Here is a 15,349-nt window from a genome sequence, read left to right on the forward strand (position 1 = left end):
TATATCTTAAAATGCGTTTTCCAAGAGAACTAAATTAGTGGGGTTTAATGACCTTGTGGCCTATGCCCTCAGTACGCGTTCAATAAACTTTCTATGCGCATTTCGTTTTGGTATTTAAATAGAATAACGCACATAGAATGTAAGGTGATCGTTCTATTTAATTAAACTGCTATATTGAAATTCAAAACTAAAGACCTCGTATATTAAAACTGACAGACCTGCAAATAAGAGAGAGTGAATGCGGAGTAGTGAGCGTCTCGTGTCTGCTTATATGCAAGTGGTAAGCGATAGAAACATCGAAGGTTTTTGGCAATAAGCATATCCTACATAGACTTTGGGCTTCTATGCTTACTCTTATATACTTACTTCGGGATGGAGGAAATATGGGCAGGTCGATCAAGACGAGGTCGACAATCTTGTCAGACCGAGGGTCAGACGGACCGCCCCCCGACAGCCCGGACAGTATCTGGGACGTGGTATGCCCACAGTCCGTATTCACGAGACAGGGAGCGGAGGGCAGCCCCTATACCCCCATCACTTGAAAAGCGAAGGAGGCTCACCTATGAATGAGTGTATAGGAATCGACGAAGGAAAGCAAGAGCTGGTCGCATTTGACGGAAACAGGCATTATACCTTCTCAAACGAGGAAGGGTTACAAGCTTTGCGTCAATTCTTGATCTCCAGGGAGTCGTCTTTTAAGGTGGTCTTCGAACCTACCAGCACATACTCAAGGAACCTAGAGGAGCTATGCATAGATTTGGGCATACCCTTCGTGGCCGTCAACCCTCGGGCCATACATCACCTTCGTAACCTAGAGCAGATCAGGTCCAAAAGCGACAAAAGCGATTCACAGCTTCTGTACATTTACGGAAAGATGGATCATGCGGGAAAAAGCGCTCCCAAGGATGCATTAGCGAGAAAGGTCTCCTGCGCCCTCGCGCTTTACGGGATCGTCCAGCGCAACAGGATAGCCCTTCAGGGGGCCTTAGATGCCTTGAGGCATGAGCCCTTGCTGCCCGAAGATTTCTTGAAGTTATTGGAAGACGAGATAGGCCATCTTTTATCCCTGGAGAAGGAGATCTTAAAACGGGCAGAGGAGATAATCGTCGAAGGAGGACAAAAAGAGACGCTTGAACTGTTGAGGAGTGTCCCCGGAATAGGAGTTGTCCTGGCATTGCACCTTTATGCCTTCTTCGTCACCTTTCCGAACGCCAACAGAAAAGAGATAGTGGCTTTAGTCGGGATGGATGCGATAGATAAAAAGTCAGGTACATCGGTGTACTCAAAGCCACATATCAGCAAGCGAGGCAATAAACGCCTAAGAAAGACGCTCTTTCAAGCTACCTTATCCGCTGCAAGATACAACCCTAAAGTAAAGGCCCTTTATGTGCGCCTCAAAGCTGCAGGAAAACCGGACAAAGTGGCCCGTATAGCTGCAGCCAGGAAACTGCTGCTCATAGCTTTTGCCATCTATAAGTCGGGTAAGCCCTTTGTTGCAGATTACCCCGCAACAGAGGGACGTGTCAGAAAGGGTGAAACCGAGGAAAGACGTAGTGACTTGACGTGCCAGAAAGAAGCGACAGGGACAAGCGAACATGTTGAGGTAGGTAAAAACACATCGAGCGTGAACAGTTCACGCTCGAGATGGGCTTCAACAAACAAAGCTGTAAAGGGTTATATATCCTTTTCCTTTAGCCCTTGACAGTCAATACAATACCTGACCCCAAAGCTTTTACTAAATCATTTTTCAAATTCCCATAATATTCTAAGTAAAAAAATATAGCCGCCCCCATTATTTATTACTTATCACACTTTGGAGCAGCTTGCATATTGGTTGTTTTTATATTAAAGGAGCAGTTTTATTATAGGCGTAGAATCCAAAGGGAATGCCATTCCACCAGGTTACCCCAGCGATGGCATCCTTTGTCTGTGTCATCATATACCCATCAAATCGCTGGTCATCCTTTGGGTTCTTGGGAGTATTATTGAAGTCAACCCAAAATACTATCCTGTGCCCAAGCGAGCTTGGTTTTTGATTGCCGGGGCCTTGCATGCCTTCGACGGAATCCTGTGGGTTAAGGGTTATCTTATAACGGACGGCAAAGTACTTAGGTCCACCGCTTGGCAACGATTGAGTTAGCTCCCCTGTCTTTCCGTCAGGCCCTAACGTCAGATATCCCTTCCATCCATCCCAAACTATATTATAGGTGCAACCGTATGAGGAACAACCAATAAAATCCTTCTGTGTCAATGCGGCAAAAGCGATGAACGGAACGCCTGTTATGCATAAAGCGAAAAGTATTAACAGTATTTTTTTCATTTTAATTTACCCCCTCTTTAGTATTTGGGGGCGGCGACTTCTGAAAATATTATGCGTGTCACAAATTATAATGTTGTGAAATCATATTGTCAATACAGAGAGTCATTTATATGATAGTTCATATTAATGAATAACAGATAAGCTGCAGTCAAGCTTTGGGGTGAGATACTGTATTGCCTGTCAAGAGATAAAGGACATTTTGTTCCTCACACCCAGCTTGTAAGCACGCTCGCAGTCTTTGGGGAATACCTCTTAGTGGCGCCTCTTTTTGGCAACGGGATCAAAGCGCCTGGCAGCGTACTTGGAGTAATCGTCGAACTGCAGCGTGTCGTAACACATAAGCGACTCGCAGGGGCCGAAAAACCTTTCAAGAAGCGCTACGTTGCCACGAAATATCCGATCGTAGCCCATCTGTCTTGCGAGCTCTTCCGTTACGTTCATCGTGTAGATCCATGCAGTACGGGCCTTTTTAGGCTGCCGGACAGCGGCATCGGGCTCGTAGATGGGAAATTGGAAAAAGAGCCTTTCCATGAAGGACCTCATCTCTCCCGTGACGTCTCCATAGTAAATGGGAGATCCCAAGATCAGGGCATCAACGGTTCGTGTCTCCTCTAGAAGGGGATCCAAATCGTCATTTACGGCACACCTCCCACAGCTTTCGCCGCCCTTTAATTTGCAGGCAAAGCAGCTCATGCAGCCTTTGTAGTCGAGGTCATAAAGATCTATCAACTTGGTCTCGGCTCCCGCCAACTCAGCCCCTTTTAGGGCATGCTTGAATAGAGTAGCAGTATTCCACTTCTTTCTCGGACTTCCGTTAATGGCAACAACTTTCACTTACAACACATCCTTGTTAGGTTACCCAAACAATATAAAACCTGACATGGACAGCATACCAAACGCTAAGCATCTAATGCCCCAACTTTGCATGACCAATCCTCAACTTTCGGTTCGGCTATAGCTGTTCTTGAACTGCTATAATTATATTTGGGCCATTGGAACAGGGGGCAAGATGTTAACTTGAAAAAATGCTTTAAAGTCAGCAAAAGAAGGCGGTCATGCTGTATTGTGAATCTGAATAACGAAAAAGAAATTGAAACAAAGCTACGCAACTTTTTTGCCAGAGAAGACAAAACAAAACTAGCCTTTCTAATCGGCTCTTACGCCAAAAGGGCGGCAAGGCCAGAGAGCGACGTGGATGTCGCCGTGCTTTTTGGCAGATCTTTCGATATAAAGCAGGTTTTAGAATTGAAAGAACGGCTTACTCAACTGCTTGGAAAAGATGTAGATCTGGTAGTCCTCGATAGTGCCGGTCCGGTGATGAAAATGCAGGCGTTAAAGACAGGTATCCTGCTTTATGCAGAAAGGGGAGCTTACGAGCAGTTTTTTGTGTCAACGATAAACGAGTATGACGACTTGAAGTATTGCCGCAGGGAAATTGAAGAAAACATCTTGAGGAGGCGTCTTTATGCCTGACAAAGACATAGTTTTAGCGAAGGTAGCAAAGATACAAAAATGTCTCGATAGAATTCGTGACGTTACGGGTCTTTACCCTGAAAGCCTAGAAGATATAGATAAGCAGGATATCTTTGTACTTAACCTACAGCGTGCTATTCAGGCTTGCATAGACCTTGCCGCCCATGCGATATCTTGCGAAAATTTAGGCCTTCCAGAAAGGATAAGAGATAACTTCATTATTTTGAAAGAAAAAGGGATAATAGACGTAGAACTTGCCTCAAAAATGGTAAAAATGACAGGCTTTAGAAATATAGCTGTTCACAATTACCAGATCCTCGACCTAGGCATTTTAAAGTCCATACTCGCAAATAACTTGAAAGACATTGAGGAGTTTTACTTGGCACTTTTACACTATTGGGGGTTTGTGCAATAAAACAAATGAATATTATGAAAATTGAGATCACACTGGAGATCTAAAAACACAACTTGGACACTAGTTGGCTGGCTTTATGCTCACATGGCCAGAGGTATTTGTTCTCCTCGGTTCAGGCGAGAAGATTCCCGTCAAAGAAAGCCACATCGTCTATGCCGATGAAGAAAAGATTTGCTGTTGGCTCTGAAATCACCAAGACAGCAAATTGTGCGCCGTTACCCAAGAAACGAAAGACGCGTTATTTTTCGTCGATGCAGCCGATGAATCTGGCGCGCCCGACGTGGAAAAAGCTTTGGACCTGTTTGCAGGACATCTTGAAGCAATAGGATGTAAGGTCCATTTAACTTCAATCCCGCTATAAAATATATCCTTCCTGCTTTAAATGTAAGAATTAAATCATTTCGATTTATTGCTATGATACCTAACGTTAGAAGTAGCATTGAAAAGTATGTCTTTGATCTTTAAATTAACATTTTAAGGCAACATGCTAGGTAAATATTCAAAAGTAAAGATCTGACCCTCGGGGCCCTCGGGGCCTGAGATTACGTGGAAAAGCGTATTGTCTGCCTTTGTGGAAGCCATTATGGGCGCTTATAATGCCTTTAATAATTCTTGGCGGGATATACCGGGGAATCTTTACTCCCACAGAAGCGGCAGCTGTGGCATGTGTTTATGCCTTTGTTGTAAGTAAGTTTGTGTACAAAGAACTCGAATACAAAGACCTTTCAGGCTTGCGAAACAGAAGCCATTCACAATGCGGGTATCCTTATGAAGAACGGCGCAGACTGCGTAAAAATGGAAGGAGATTTATATGCAGCAGAAAAGGCAGCAGCTGTCGTTAAAGCGGGAATTCCCGTCATGGGACATATTGGTCTTACTCCACAGACCGCTGCATCTTTTGGAGGATTTAAAGTGCAGGGGAAGAGTATTGAGTCGGCAAAAAAGATGATTGAGAATGCGATTGCTTTTGAGGAGGCTGGAGTGTTTGCGATTGTCTTAGAATGTCTCCCTTCCGCTCTAGGTACTCTTATTGATGAAAAACTCTCTATACCTACAATCGGCGTAGGAGCAGGCTCTCTGTGTGTAATTTTTGCGGACGAGAGGGGGAGGAGACGGCGATGCTGCTGTATTTGTCCTAAGGATGTTGTTTGGTGCTGCCGTTGCGCATAACTTCAGCCTGGCCAGTTCCGCAGCAGGCCCGGGCATACAAGGCCCCGCCTCTTTTTCAGGATCCATGCCGAATAGATGCATCCTCTCCGCTGCAACTAACCTGATTTACTCCAGAGGCTTCAGGGCTGCTCTCTGCGCACCCTTCGCACTGGCAGCCTTGAAGTAGGACAATACTTCTTCAAGTTTCCTCGCTCCTTCGTCCAGTCCTGCTGCGTCACCTGCGATCGTTTCAGCAGTCTTGCCGATCTCTTCCAAGGCCGTTCTCATATTATCCACCAGTTCGACCATCCTGATTGCGTCCTTAGTGATTTGGTTTGTTGCGGATGCCATCTCTTGCGTGGAGGCGGACTGTTCCTCGGCTATGGAAGCCAGGGACTGTATTGATTCGCTAATCTTGGCGACTTCCGTTGTAGCATTTTCCAATGTCTTTTGCGTTTTTCCGACTGCTCTGATGACCTTCATAGTCATATCGATAGTTTCTTTAATTGTGGAGGCAGTTGCATCTGTATTAGTATCTAGATCGGATATGAGATCGTTGATCTCCTGTGCAGCTTTTGAAGATTCTTCTGCCAATTTTCGAACCTCCTCGGCGACGACGGCAAAACCCCTGCCGTGTTCTCCTGCACGTGCAGCCTCTATGGCTGCATTCAAGGCAAGCAGGTTGGTCTGGTCAGCGATGCCAGTTATCACGTTGACAAATTCAGTAATTGAATGTAGGGAGGAAACGAGGTGGTTCGTCTTTTCGACGCTGTCGCTCGCCATATTTCTAACAATTTCTAAAGACCTAGTGCAGCCGATCATCTGCCTGTTTGCTACTTCTACGGCTTTTTGGGCATTGCTTACAGCCTCAGATGCTTCTACTGCACCTTTTGCCGCATGTTGTGCTCCGCTTGCCACTTCTTCAATGCCTGCGCTCGTCTCCTCGGTTGCAGCGGAGTTGCTTTCGGCCAGCGAGTAGATCTCCTCCATAGAGTTGTTGATACTATCAAGCGACGCCGTGATTTCCTGCGTTGCTGAAGCCATGGCAGCAGAGGCATCTTTGTGCTTTTTGCTTATGCTGAGGGCATCTGCAACGACTTGTCTCAGTTTTTCGACTGTATCTTTGCATGCTGATGCTATCCTGCCGATTTCGTCTTGCGATTTTACTTCGAAATTAACGTCCAGATATCCCTGACCAAATTTTTCGACGGAACCCGTTATTGCAGCCAAGGGTTTTGTTATCTTTGAGGTGACAAAAAACATAATTAAACTGACAAGCACTAAAGCTGCAATTATGGTTATGATAACGGGAATTACGCTTTCGGAAGCAATACTTGAGATGACACTCGAAGGTATTATAACCATAGCACTCCAGCCGCTGGCGTAATTTAGCGGACTGTAAAATACCTTCAGCTGCTTGCCATTTGGATCGGATATGTCGCCCATGCCCTCTTTTCCGGAGAGAATGTTTGCTTCCAGTGCAGATAACCCTTTAAAGCCCTGGGAATCGGCCTCGGATAATTTAAGCTTCATGATGTAATCGGCATTTGGGTGAGTGACTATAGTTCCAGTACTGTCTGTTAAGACGACGTAACCTAAGCCAAGGGGAGTGAAGTCTTTTGTAATTTCGATCAATTTATCAAGGGAAACGGTAAAGCCGGCTAAGCCAACCTTCTGCCCCTGATCTATGACGGGGAAAGCTATAACGAAAGCAGGTCTTTGTGTGGCTTGCGAGATCAAAGCCTCGCTTACTGCATATCTGGTATTTTGTTCAAAAATAGCCTTAAAATAGCTTCTATCGGAAATGTCTAAAGATAGACCGTCAGTGGTCTCTGCCCTTCCGTCGGTCCAAGCTAAAATTCCCGATTCAAAGGCTGGCTCTGCCTTAGAAAGATCGATCAGCGCTTGTCGTGCCTGTTCCCAATCCATGCTTCTCACTCGAATGGTAGAAGCTACTGATTCCGTTCTGTTCATTAGCCCGTGAATAGTTTCGTCAATTTGACCTGCTACAGTCTTTGTAATCTGTTTCGACAGATCAACAGTTACGTGATTTACATGCTTTGACACTTGAAAGTAGGACGTTACAGCTATAACGACAAAAGACGCTATTACAATTGCAAGAACGCTTACCAATATCTTAGTCCGTATGGATTTCATTCAATTGCCCCCTAACCTGATATAACTTAAAGTTAAACCAATGTCGCTTCGATTTTCTAGATTGAAACGTTAATGATAATTCTGATTTTTTAATCATTTTTAATCGATATTAATAATGACACATTGGCCTTTCCCAGTCAATAACTTCGCGGCTCTATAGTAATTTCGTCGAGTACATAATGAAGGTCGTTATGGGGTAAATCGCGAATTGCTGGAGGGCTATTCTTTAAGGACAGACGATCTCTTCTACAGCATGGCCATAGACGAGGCCGCATTAAGGTTGAATACGCAGGGGAAATCACCAAATACCTTGAGGTTTTGGAAATGGCAGCCTTCGACCGTTTCGCTTGGGTATTTTTCAAAGTCTAGAGCACGAAGTTTTGACCTGCAGGCTGTTATCAAATATTGAGTGGCCGTCAAGAGGCGCCTGAGCGACGGTCTCTCGGCCTGCGCAGCCCTTGCAATGCGCAGGCGCATAGATCTTTCCTTGAATTTTCTCCACATGTTCGTCGTAATTTATTTTTCTTATTTTTAACGCCTTCCTGAAGCTGTAGGCTTCCTATTTATTAATGCAATTTGTAAATATATAGCGTCAATACGCTAGTAAGCAAGACACCTACTTTTGGTCGTGAGTTAAATACCATAAAAGCTGGAGTATATCACATTTTGCCTGCATTATAACTCTTTGCCTGTATTATAACTCAAAGCGAAGTTGAAATATTCTAAATATTAGAGTTTCAATATTATAATATTATGAAGAAAGAAGTTAAACAAACCTTAAAGCCAATGCCCAAATTTCAAGGGCTTCTATATTTATCAAAGGGCTGAAGTGGAATTGGAAGCGGCGACATGGCGAACGGACTTTTCTGCTATGTCGCCGTCTCTTTTTAATTTTCCTTCATACATAGTTACGATATAGTTATGATGAGCGTGTGAGTATCGGAATCGAAGGTGATAAACTCTACAACACCAGAGACGGGTGAGTGAACTATTTCTCGCGAACTTGGCTTCATCCCTACTGGGTAATCTTCTTTTATGTTAGCACCTATACCAACACAACATCTGAGGATACGAGGAGGGCGGCCAGGTGGTCACCTTCTTTTATGTTAGCACCTATACGAACCATGACTCCTGCAGTGGCATTGACTTGAATGGCAGCTATTTCCTCATCCGTGAGGTCTGTTATGCCCATATACTCGGCTGCGATCTTTTTGATTGCCTCGGCAGATGAATCTTCCTTTAACATAGGTGCGATTTTTTCTTCAACAGAACCCTTTACGTCAAAAAGAACTTCAGGCTTTGCCCACTGCTCCTCGCCCATGCCTATAGATAACCCTCCGGTGGCATGGTCTGCAGTAACGATGACGAGTGTGTTGCCATCCATTTTAGCGAAATCAAGCGCCGCTTTGACGGCCTCGTCAAATGCCATCATATCAGTCATTGTCGTTGGAGTGTCATTAGCATGAGATGCGTGATCGATCCTTCCTCCCTCAACCATGAGGAAGAACCCTTCTTGATCTTTGCTCAATATCTCCAGTGCGGCTTTTGTCATTTCCGCGATGCTTGGCTCTTTTTTTACGTCTCTGTCGAGCTCGTAGCTCATATGGCTTCCTTCTAAAAAAACGTTTACGTCGGCGTTAACCAACTGTTCTGCTATGGCGTTTTCGTTATCCCTGTCGTCTATGTGGGCGGCGAATACCGCAGGCGTTGCATGGGTTATTCGAGTTGTGGTTACAAGCCCAGTCGCTTTTCCTTTGTCGCGGGCATTTTCTAAAACGGTGTAGAGAGCTTTGCCCTCCGGTGTTTGAGATATAATCCCGTTATCGGTTTTGTATCCAGTAGCCAAAGCTGTACCTGCTGCAGCTGAGTCTGTGATAACACCGCTTGACGGCAAAGGATGCGTTGTCATTGCACCTCCAACAGGGCACTCTTCTTATACCGAGACTTCCTTTGGCCAGTCTTCCCAATGTAAGTTGCGGGAAGCCCATTCCGTCGCCAATCATCAGTATTATATTTTTCGGCATTGCCTCTTGGGCTACAGCTCCTCCGGCAAGTATGGTAACAAGAAGCAGGAAGACAGTTGCCCATATTGAAAAAATACGCATCTTCATTATTAATAGCCTCCTCCTTTTAAAGATTTTTCTTGCCTTTGCGGGTGGTAATGCATAATTACCGTACTTGTGGCTTTATCTTCAGCGAAAATATACAACTCCCTCCTTTCCAAACAAAATTTCCACTGACATTAATTCTATCTGGGAAAGGTTACCGATTTATTTAAAATTAGTTAAACTTATGTCACAATTGCGAGGGAGCGGAAATAGAAGGAGGGAAGTGTCCTTTTTTAAGAGATGGTGCAGGTCATGCTTTATCTTTAAGGCAAGGGCTAGTAGATGTATTTAGTAAAAGAGTGAGTCATCGGGGTTACGTCCTAAAGGCCACTGAAGGAAACATCTGCGTATTAAAGCTTAAAGTTAGAGGGCGCGAAAAGCCCTTCAGTTCAAAACTCGGGACATTTTTCAAGAGAAATACCCAAACACTCGAAAGGCTGGCTAACAGCTTACGCAAGTGTCCTTTCTACAAGGGATATAAAAGACACCCTCATTGAAGTCATACGAGATGCGATTTTAAGCAAATCTGCAGTAAGCAACTATAGCGGTGCTTTACACAAGGATTTCGAGGAGTTTCAAAGCAGGGACTTAAGCTACTTCGATATTGGCTAGACTTGCTGGTACTTATCTCCATTTGTTAAATTATTTGACCCGTACCAAGAAAGAATATTTACTCGATCATTATATGACCTTGACAAATATATTTAAAGGTTTATCATAAAAAAACCACCTAGGGAAACGATAATACGAAATGTGAAATTATGAAACACAGTACGGTAAGGTTGTTAGCGTCAAAATATTTATTTTCAATAAAGTGTTAAAACATATGTTGCAGTAATTTAAATTATTGTATCATTGAGGAGGATCTGACAAATATGCTGATAAATATGAATGATATTTTTTGTAAAATTGGATCAATAGGTATTATTCCGGTTGTAAAACTTAGTTCGGCAGAGCTGGCTTATGATCTTGGCAAGGCGCTATTAAAGGGAAGCATTCCTGTTGCTGAGATCACCTTTCGCACCGACGCAGCTGAAGAATCTATAAGGATTTTGTCAAAGGAATTTTCCGATCTTTTGGTTGGCGCTGGTACTGTCACAACTACAGAACAAGTAAAAAAGGCAAAGGCTGCTGGTGCTAGTTTTATTGTTACGCCTGGTCTAAACCCTAAGGTTGTAGCTTTTTGCCAAGAAGTAGGCATACCGATAATTCCTGGTGTCAATACGCCAAGCCTTGTCGAAGAGGCATTGGAGATGGGCCTTGAAGTCCTTAAGTTCTTCCCGCAGAAGCATCAGGTGGAGTTAAGACGCTCAAAGCCCTTGACGGTCCTTACGAAGGTAAAGCATCTTTTATCCCAACAGGTGGTGTGAATACAAAAAACCTGGCGGAATATCTTGCATGTTCAAATGTCTTTGCGGTCGGAGGAAGTTGGATGGTCCCAAGCGAAGCAGTCGAAGCATGTGATTTTAAAACGGTTGAAAGGCTTTGCCATGAGGCCAGGTTGCTTTCTTTGGGGTTCGATCTTCTTCACGTCGGCATCAACGGGAGCAATGCCGAAGAAAGCTTAGCCAATGCAAAACTTCTCTCCGAAATGTTTGGCATGCCCGCTAAGGAAGGCGACAGCTCCATTTTCGTCGGCACGATATTTGAGATCATAAAATCAAAAGGGCGTGGCACTAATGGTCATATCGCTTTATCCACTCTTTCGGTGGAGAGGGCACTCGCGTGGCTTTCAACATTCGGCATCCACCCGATAAAGGAAACCATAAAGCAGGAAAAAGGCAAGATTACTCTCGCTTATCTCGATAAGGAGGTTATGGGCTTTTCTTTACATCTTAGCAAAAAATAGGATGGAGAAATGCAGTTTATTAAAAAGGGAGGGATTGTGCGCAGTTAATTTGCATAGTGAAATACTAACAGTCTAAAGTTATCCTTGCCAGTGGCATGTGTTGGAATGTAATTGTGTAAGGAGGCAATATAATGAAAGCGCTTATATATGCAGCTCCCAAGAAGGTAGAAGTAAGAAATATACATGACTCTCTACAAAAGCCCGGTGCAGTAAAGCTTAGAATTAAATTTTGTGGAATCTGCGGCTCTGACATAGGCATTTTTCTTGGAACCCACCCGAGGGCGAAACCACCTCTGGTATTGGGGCATGAGTTTGTTGGTATCGTCGAAGAAGATGGGAAAAAATTCAAAAAAGGTGACAGGGTTGTAGCATACCCTCTTATTTCTTGTGGCCAATGTCGTGCATGTCGTACTGGCAATGCTCACGTTTGCAACCATTTAGGACTTATTGGTATTGACACTGATGGCGGTATTTGCGAGTACATTTACGTTGATGAAGATATGCTATTTAAAGTTCCAGACAGAACGTCTGACAAGGCAGCCGCGGTTACTGAGCCTTTGGCAGTTATTGTAAGATCAATTCATCAGAGTGGCTTTCAAGCCCTTGATACGGCTGTTGTTATTGGTGCAGGTCCAATAGGGATGCTTACTGGTATAATGCTTAAGAAGTTTGGTGCATCCAAAGTATATATCTCGGATTTAATTGATACACGCCTTAATCTTGCAGAATCCTTTGAAATGGTCCCCATTAATCCACAGAGAGACGACTTAGAAAGAATTGTAAAAAAGGGCACGGATAATGAAGGTTGTGATGTACTTTTTGAATGCAGCGGTTCTGCGGCAGCAGCACTTCAAATGACCGCGATTACAAGGGTCAGTGGATCAATATGCATGACATCCGTGCATAAGCAACCCCATCCAGTTAACTTGCAGCAACTCAATTTTAAAGAGCAAAATCTAGTCGGGACTCGCGTATATACGAAAGAAGAGTTTAAACAAGCCGTGGAATACACCGAGAAGGTTAATCAAGATCTCGAGAAGATAGTTTCTCACGTCATACCACTCTCGGAAAGCGAGAGTGTTTTTGACATGATAGCTGATCCTAAAAATAACACTGTCAAAGTCCTTATAGACTGCAGTAAATAGAAAAAAAGCACATAGAATAATTAAGGAGAGAAACAAATGCCAAATATGTTTGATCTTAGGGGTAAAACAGCAATGGTAACAGGAGCCAGCCGTGGATTGGGTGCTGCAATGGCTGAAGCTCTTATGGAGTCTGGAGTAAAGGCTGTCCTTTTTGCTACTTCAAATAAAATACTGACAATAGCAGATGAATATACCAAAAAAGGTTATACATGTTATGGCTTGGTAGTAGACTTGAGCTTGGAAGAGGAAAGAAAGATTGCCTTTGAAAAAGGTCTGAATTTGCTTGATAATCGACTAGATATTTTAGTTAATTGCGCTGGCGTACAAAGACGCCACAAATCAGAGGAGTTTCCCTTGGATGATTGGAACTATGTTATTGAAGTGAATCTCACAGCAGTTTTTCGCATGTGTCAAATGGCTGGCAAGGTAATGCTTAAACAGGGAAAGGGAAAAATAATCAATGTTGCATCTATGCTTTCCTTTTTTGGCGGTTTAACTGTTCCAGCTTATGCTGCCAGCAAAGGCGGTGTAGCTCAGCTTACAAAAGCACTTTGTAATGAATGGGCCGGCTCTGGCATCAACGTCAATGCGCTAGCTCCCGGGTATATGGCCACTGAAATGAATACAGCACTTATGGATCCATCAAATCCAAGATACAAAACAATAACAGATAGAATTCCCGCTCATAGATGGGGTACACCTGAGGATATGAAAGGGCCCGTGATTTTTTTAGCATCATCGGCATCGGACTACCTCAATGGGGCCATAATTCCTGTAGACGGCGGATACCTCGCATGTTAGGAGGTTGATTTTAAGTGAAGGTTATAATAACGGATTGTGATCATGATAGCATCAAAATCGAAGAGGATATATTAAATGCAGCAGGTCTAGAATTTAAGCTTTTACAATGTCGAACTGAAGATGACGTTATTCAAAAATGCGGAGAAGCGGAGATATTTATTAATCAATATGCACCTATTACGGAAAGAGTGATTAGAGAACTCCCAAATTTAAAAATAGTTATTCGCTATGGCGTAGGTGTCGACAATGTTGATTTGGATGCCGCAACTAAGTATGGAGTTATAGTATGTAATGTCCCCGATTATGGCATGAACGAAGTCGCTGAACAAGCCATGGCCCTTATGTTTGCTTTAGTTCGTAAAACTGTGATTATGGTAAACGATACAAAAGCTGGCAATTGGGATTACACAAAAGCAGTTCCAATTCATCGTTTTAATTGTCTCACTATAGGTATATGCGGAATGGGTAGGATAGGGCGTAACTTTGCCCATAAGGTGCGCCCTTTGACTTCTAATATTATTTGTTATGATCCTTTTGTTCATCCATGCGAGGCAAATGGCTTGGAGTTTGTTAAAAGCGTGGATTTCGACACATTGTTGAGGGAGTCGGATATCATCTCTATTCATACTCCATTAAATGAAGATACAAAGGGCATGTTTGATATGAACGCTTTTAGAAAAATGAAAAAAAGTGCATATTTAATAAATACTGCACGTGGAGGTATTGTTAATGAAAAAGACCTGGATGAAGCTCTTGCTATAGGGGAAATAGGAGGAGCAGCTTTGGACTGCATGGAAAATGAACCAGTAATAGGTGGTCATCCTCTATACAAGCATGATAATTTTTTACCTACGCCTCATATGTCTTGGTACTCCGAGGAAGCCTATAGGGAGCTAAAAAGGAAGGTGGCCGAAGAAGCCGTACGCTTTCAGCAAAGGAGAAAAGTTACGTGATCCCGTGAATGCTCCCAGAGCACCCAGATAAATACATTTGTTATGGAGCAAATGGGATATTAGTAAGAAAATTTCTTACTAGCAAGAATTAAAATAATAACCTGTTTTTACTATAATTGGGAGGTGTCCTATTTATGAAAGTGTTTTATTCTAATCACCCGGATGATGTTAAGAAATACGACACTGAGGAATTGCGAGAAAAGTTTCACGTAGGAAGAATTTTTAGTCCGGATTTATCAATCTCTACTATAGCCATCAAGATAGGATCATATTTGGAGGAATCATGCCTGTCGCATAAAGTGCTTAATCTTGAAGCTGCGGAAGAACTTCGTGCAGAATATTTTTTAGAAAGAAGAGAACTAGGAGCTATAAATATTGGCGGCAAAGGAGTAGTTACCGTTGATAATACGGAATATCTCATCGATAAATATGAAGCTATATATGTTGGTAAAGGGTCAAAAAAGTTAAGCTTTTCCTCCGAATCATTAGAGGATCCTGCAAAATTCTATATTGCAAGCTGTCCCGCACACAGATCTTGTCCAACCAGAAAAATTTCTTATGATGAAGCAATTCATACAAAAGCTGGAAGCGCAGCTGATGTAAATAAGAGACAGATAAATAAATATATTCACGATGATATTCTCGATACTTGTCAACTTGCAATGGGAATGACAGCAATTGAAGAAGGAAGTGCATGGAATACCATGCCATGTCACATCCATGAGATGCGAATGGAAGTCTATATGTATTTCGATATGGAAGAAGATGCAAGGGTTTTTCATTTTATGGGGTTGCCTCACGAAACCAGGCATATTGTGGTAAAAAACGAAGAAGTTGTCATTTCTCCATGCTGGTCCATACACGCAGGCGTTGGCACTAAGAATTATAAATTCATATGGTCTATGTGTGGTGAAAATAAAGATTATGATGATATGGATAATATTCCAATGGATGTTATAAGATAGCTTCTGTATCATTG

General features: G+C 43.1%; 16 protein-coding genes and 2 pseudogenes. 12 read left to right on the top strand and 6 right to left on the bottom strand.

All coding sequences use genetic code 11. The annotated features are described in order from the left end of the window. Positions 1-562: 562 nt before the first annotated feature. On the top strand, positions 563-1,702 hold the full coding sequence (locus tag AC5SXE_RS05055; RefSeq protein WP_493916832.1) for an IS110 family transposase: 1,140 nt from the start codon (positions 563-565) through the stop codon (positions 1,700-1,702). A 138-nt stretch (positions 1,703-1,840) separates the two neighbouring features. On the opposite strand, the gene AC5SXE_RS05060 is transcribed toward AC5SXE_RS05055, so the two are convergent. Then, positions 1,841-2,320, bottom strand: a complete 480-nt coding sequence (locus AC5SXE_RS05060) for a hypothetical protein (protein WP_310847331.1) — start codon at positions 2,318-2,320, stop codon at positions 1,841-1,843. 252 nt (positions 2,321-2,572) lie between these two features. After that, on the bottom strand, positions 2,573-3,154 hold the full coding sequence (locus tag AC5SXE_RS05065) for a flavodoxin family protein (protein ID WP_493916833.1): 582 nt from the start codon (positions 3,152-3,154) through the stop codon (positions 2,573-2,575). A 231-nt stretch (positions 3,155-3,385) separates the two neighbouring features. On the opposite strand from AC5SXE_RS05065, the gene mntA reads away from it, so the two are divergent. The 5 genes and pseudogenes from mntA to AC5SXE_RS05090 form a co-directional block, all read left to right on the top strand. Then, entirely contained in the window at positions 3,386-3,793 is a 408-nt protein-coding gene (gene mntA, locus AC5SXE_RS05070) for a type VII toxin-antitoxin system MntA family adenylyltransferase antitoxin (RefSeq protein WP_493916834.1), read from the top strand. Further along, positions 3,786-4,208, top strand: coding sequence for a type VII toxin-antitoxin system HepT family RNase toxin (gene hepT / locus AC5SXE_RS05075; protein ID WP_493916835.1), 423 nt, complete (start codon positions 3,786-3,788; stop codon positions 4,206-4,208). The genes mntA and hepT overlap by 8 nt, the downstream gene beginning before the upstream one ends. Positions 4,209-4,804: 596 nt before the next feature. Next, the gene (locus tag AC5SXE_RS05080; RefSeq protein ID WP_369693120.1) at positions 4,805-5,050 is read left to right on the top strand and encodes a TRAP transporter large permease subunit; all 246 of its coding nucleotides are present in this window, start codon (positions 4,805-4,807) and stop codon (positions 5,048-5,050) included. Beyond that, entirely contained in the window at positions 4,977-5,378 is a 402-nt protein-coding gene (locus AC5SXE_RS05085; protein ID WP_493916836.1) for a 3-methyl-2-oxobutanoate hydroxymethyltransferase, read from the top strand. Before AC5SXE_RS05080 ends, AC5SXE_RS05085 begins: the two co-directional genes overlap by 74 nt. Further along, a pseudogene (locus tag AC5SXE_RS05090) lies at positions 5,311-5,544 on the top strand (hypothetical protein); the annotation flags it as partial. The gene AC5SXE_RS05085 and the pseudogene AC5SXE_RS05090, both read left to right, overlap by 68 nt. On the opposite strand, the gene AC5SXE_RS05095 reads toward AC5SXE_RS05090, so the two are convergent. From AC5SXE_RS05095 to AC5SXE_RS05110, 4 genes are all read right to left on the bottom strand, one after another. Then, positions 5,484-7,514: a methyl-accepting chemotaxis protein gene (locus tag AC5SXE_RS05095; RefSeq protein ID WP_303881430.1), complete on the bottom strand. Its 2,031-nt coding sequence runs from the start codon at positions 7,512-7,514 to the stop codon at positions 5,484-5,486. The pseudogene AC5SXE_RS05090 and the gene AC5SXE_RS05095 sit on opposite strands and share 61 nt — an antisense overlap. 246 nt (positions 7,515-7,760) lie before the next feature. Further along, on the bottom strand, positions 7,761-7,991 hold the full coding sequence (locus tag AC5SXE_RS05100) for a hypothetical protein (RefSeq protein ID WP_493916837.1): 231 nt from the start codon (positions 7,989-7,991) through the stop codon (positions 7,761-7,763). A gap of 568 nt (positions 7,992-8,559) precedes the next feature. Beyond that, a complete protein-coding gene (locus AC5SXE_RS05105) occupies positions 8,560-9,423 on the bottom strand; it encodes an alkaline phosphatase (protein WP_493916838.1) in 864 nt (287 codons plus the stop codon). Then, positions 9,335-9,625, bottom strand: a complete 291-nt coding sequence (locus AC5SXE_RS05110) for a hypothetical protein (RefSeq protein ID WP_493916839.1) — start codon at positions 9,623-9,625, stop codon at positions 9,335-9,337. The genes AC5SXE_RS05105 and AC5SXE_RS05110 overlap by 89 nt, the downstream gene beginning before the upstream one ends. A 414-nt stretch (positions 9,626-10,039) precedes the next feature. Between AC5SXE_RS05110 and AC5SXE_RS05115 the strand changes: the two genes are divergently transcribed. The 6 genes and pseudogenes from AC5SXE_RS05115 (at position 10,040) to kduI (ending at position 15,335) form a co-directional block, all read left to right on the top strand. Then, the gene (locus tag AC5SXE_RS05115; RefSeq protein WP_369693122.1) at positions 10,040-10,234 is read left to right on the top strand and encodes a transposase; all 195 of its coding nucleotides are present in this window, start codon (positions 10,040-10,042) and stop codon (positions 10,232-10,234) included. 275 nt (positions 10,235-10,509) lie between these two features. Then, positions 10,510-11,471 (top strand): annotated as a pseudogene (gene eda, locus AC5SXE_RS05120) (bifunctional 4-hydroxy-2-oxoglutarate aldolase/2-dehydro-3-deoxy-phosphogluconate aldolase). 131 nt (positions 11,472-11,602) lie between these two features. After that, on the top strand, positions 11,603-12,616 hold the full coding sequence (locus AC5SXE_RS05125) for a zinc-dependent alcohol dehydrogenase (RefSeq protein WP_303881441.1): 1,014 nt from the start codon (positions 11,603-11,605) through the stop codon (positions 12,614-12,616). 36 nt (positions 12,617-12,652) lie between these two features. Then, a complete protein-coding gene (locus AC5SXE_RS05130; RefSeq protein WP_303881443.1) occupies positions 12,653-13,417 on the top strand; it encodes an SDR family NAD(P)-dependent oxidoreductase in 765 nt (254 codons plus the stop codon). Positions 13,418-13,431: 14 nt separating this feature from the next. After that, positions 13,432-14,370: a C-terminal binding protein gene (locus AC5SXE_RS05135; RefSeq protein WP_493916840.1), complete on the top strand. Its 939-nt coding sequence runs from the start codon at positions 13,432-13,434 to the stop codon at positions 14,368-14,370. A gap of 134 nt (positions 14,371-14,504) precedes the next feature. Then, complete coding sequence (gene kduI / locus AC5SXE_RS05140) at positions 14,505-15,335, top strand: 5-dehydro-4-deoxy-D-glucuronate isomerase (RefSeq protein WP_493916841.1); 831 nt, start codon at positions 14,505-14,507, stop codon at positions 15,333-15,335. Positions 15,336-15,349: the final 14 nt, after the last annotated feature.

The sequence above is a fragment of the Acetomicrobium sp. genome (assembly GCF_059026225.1).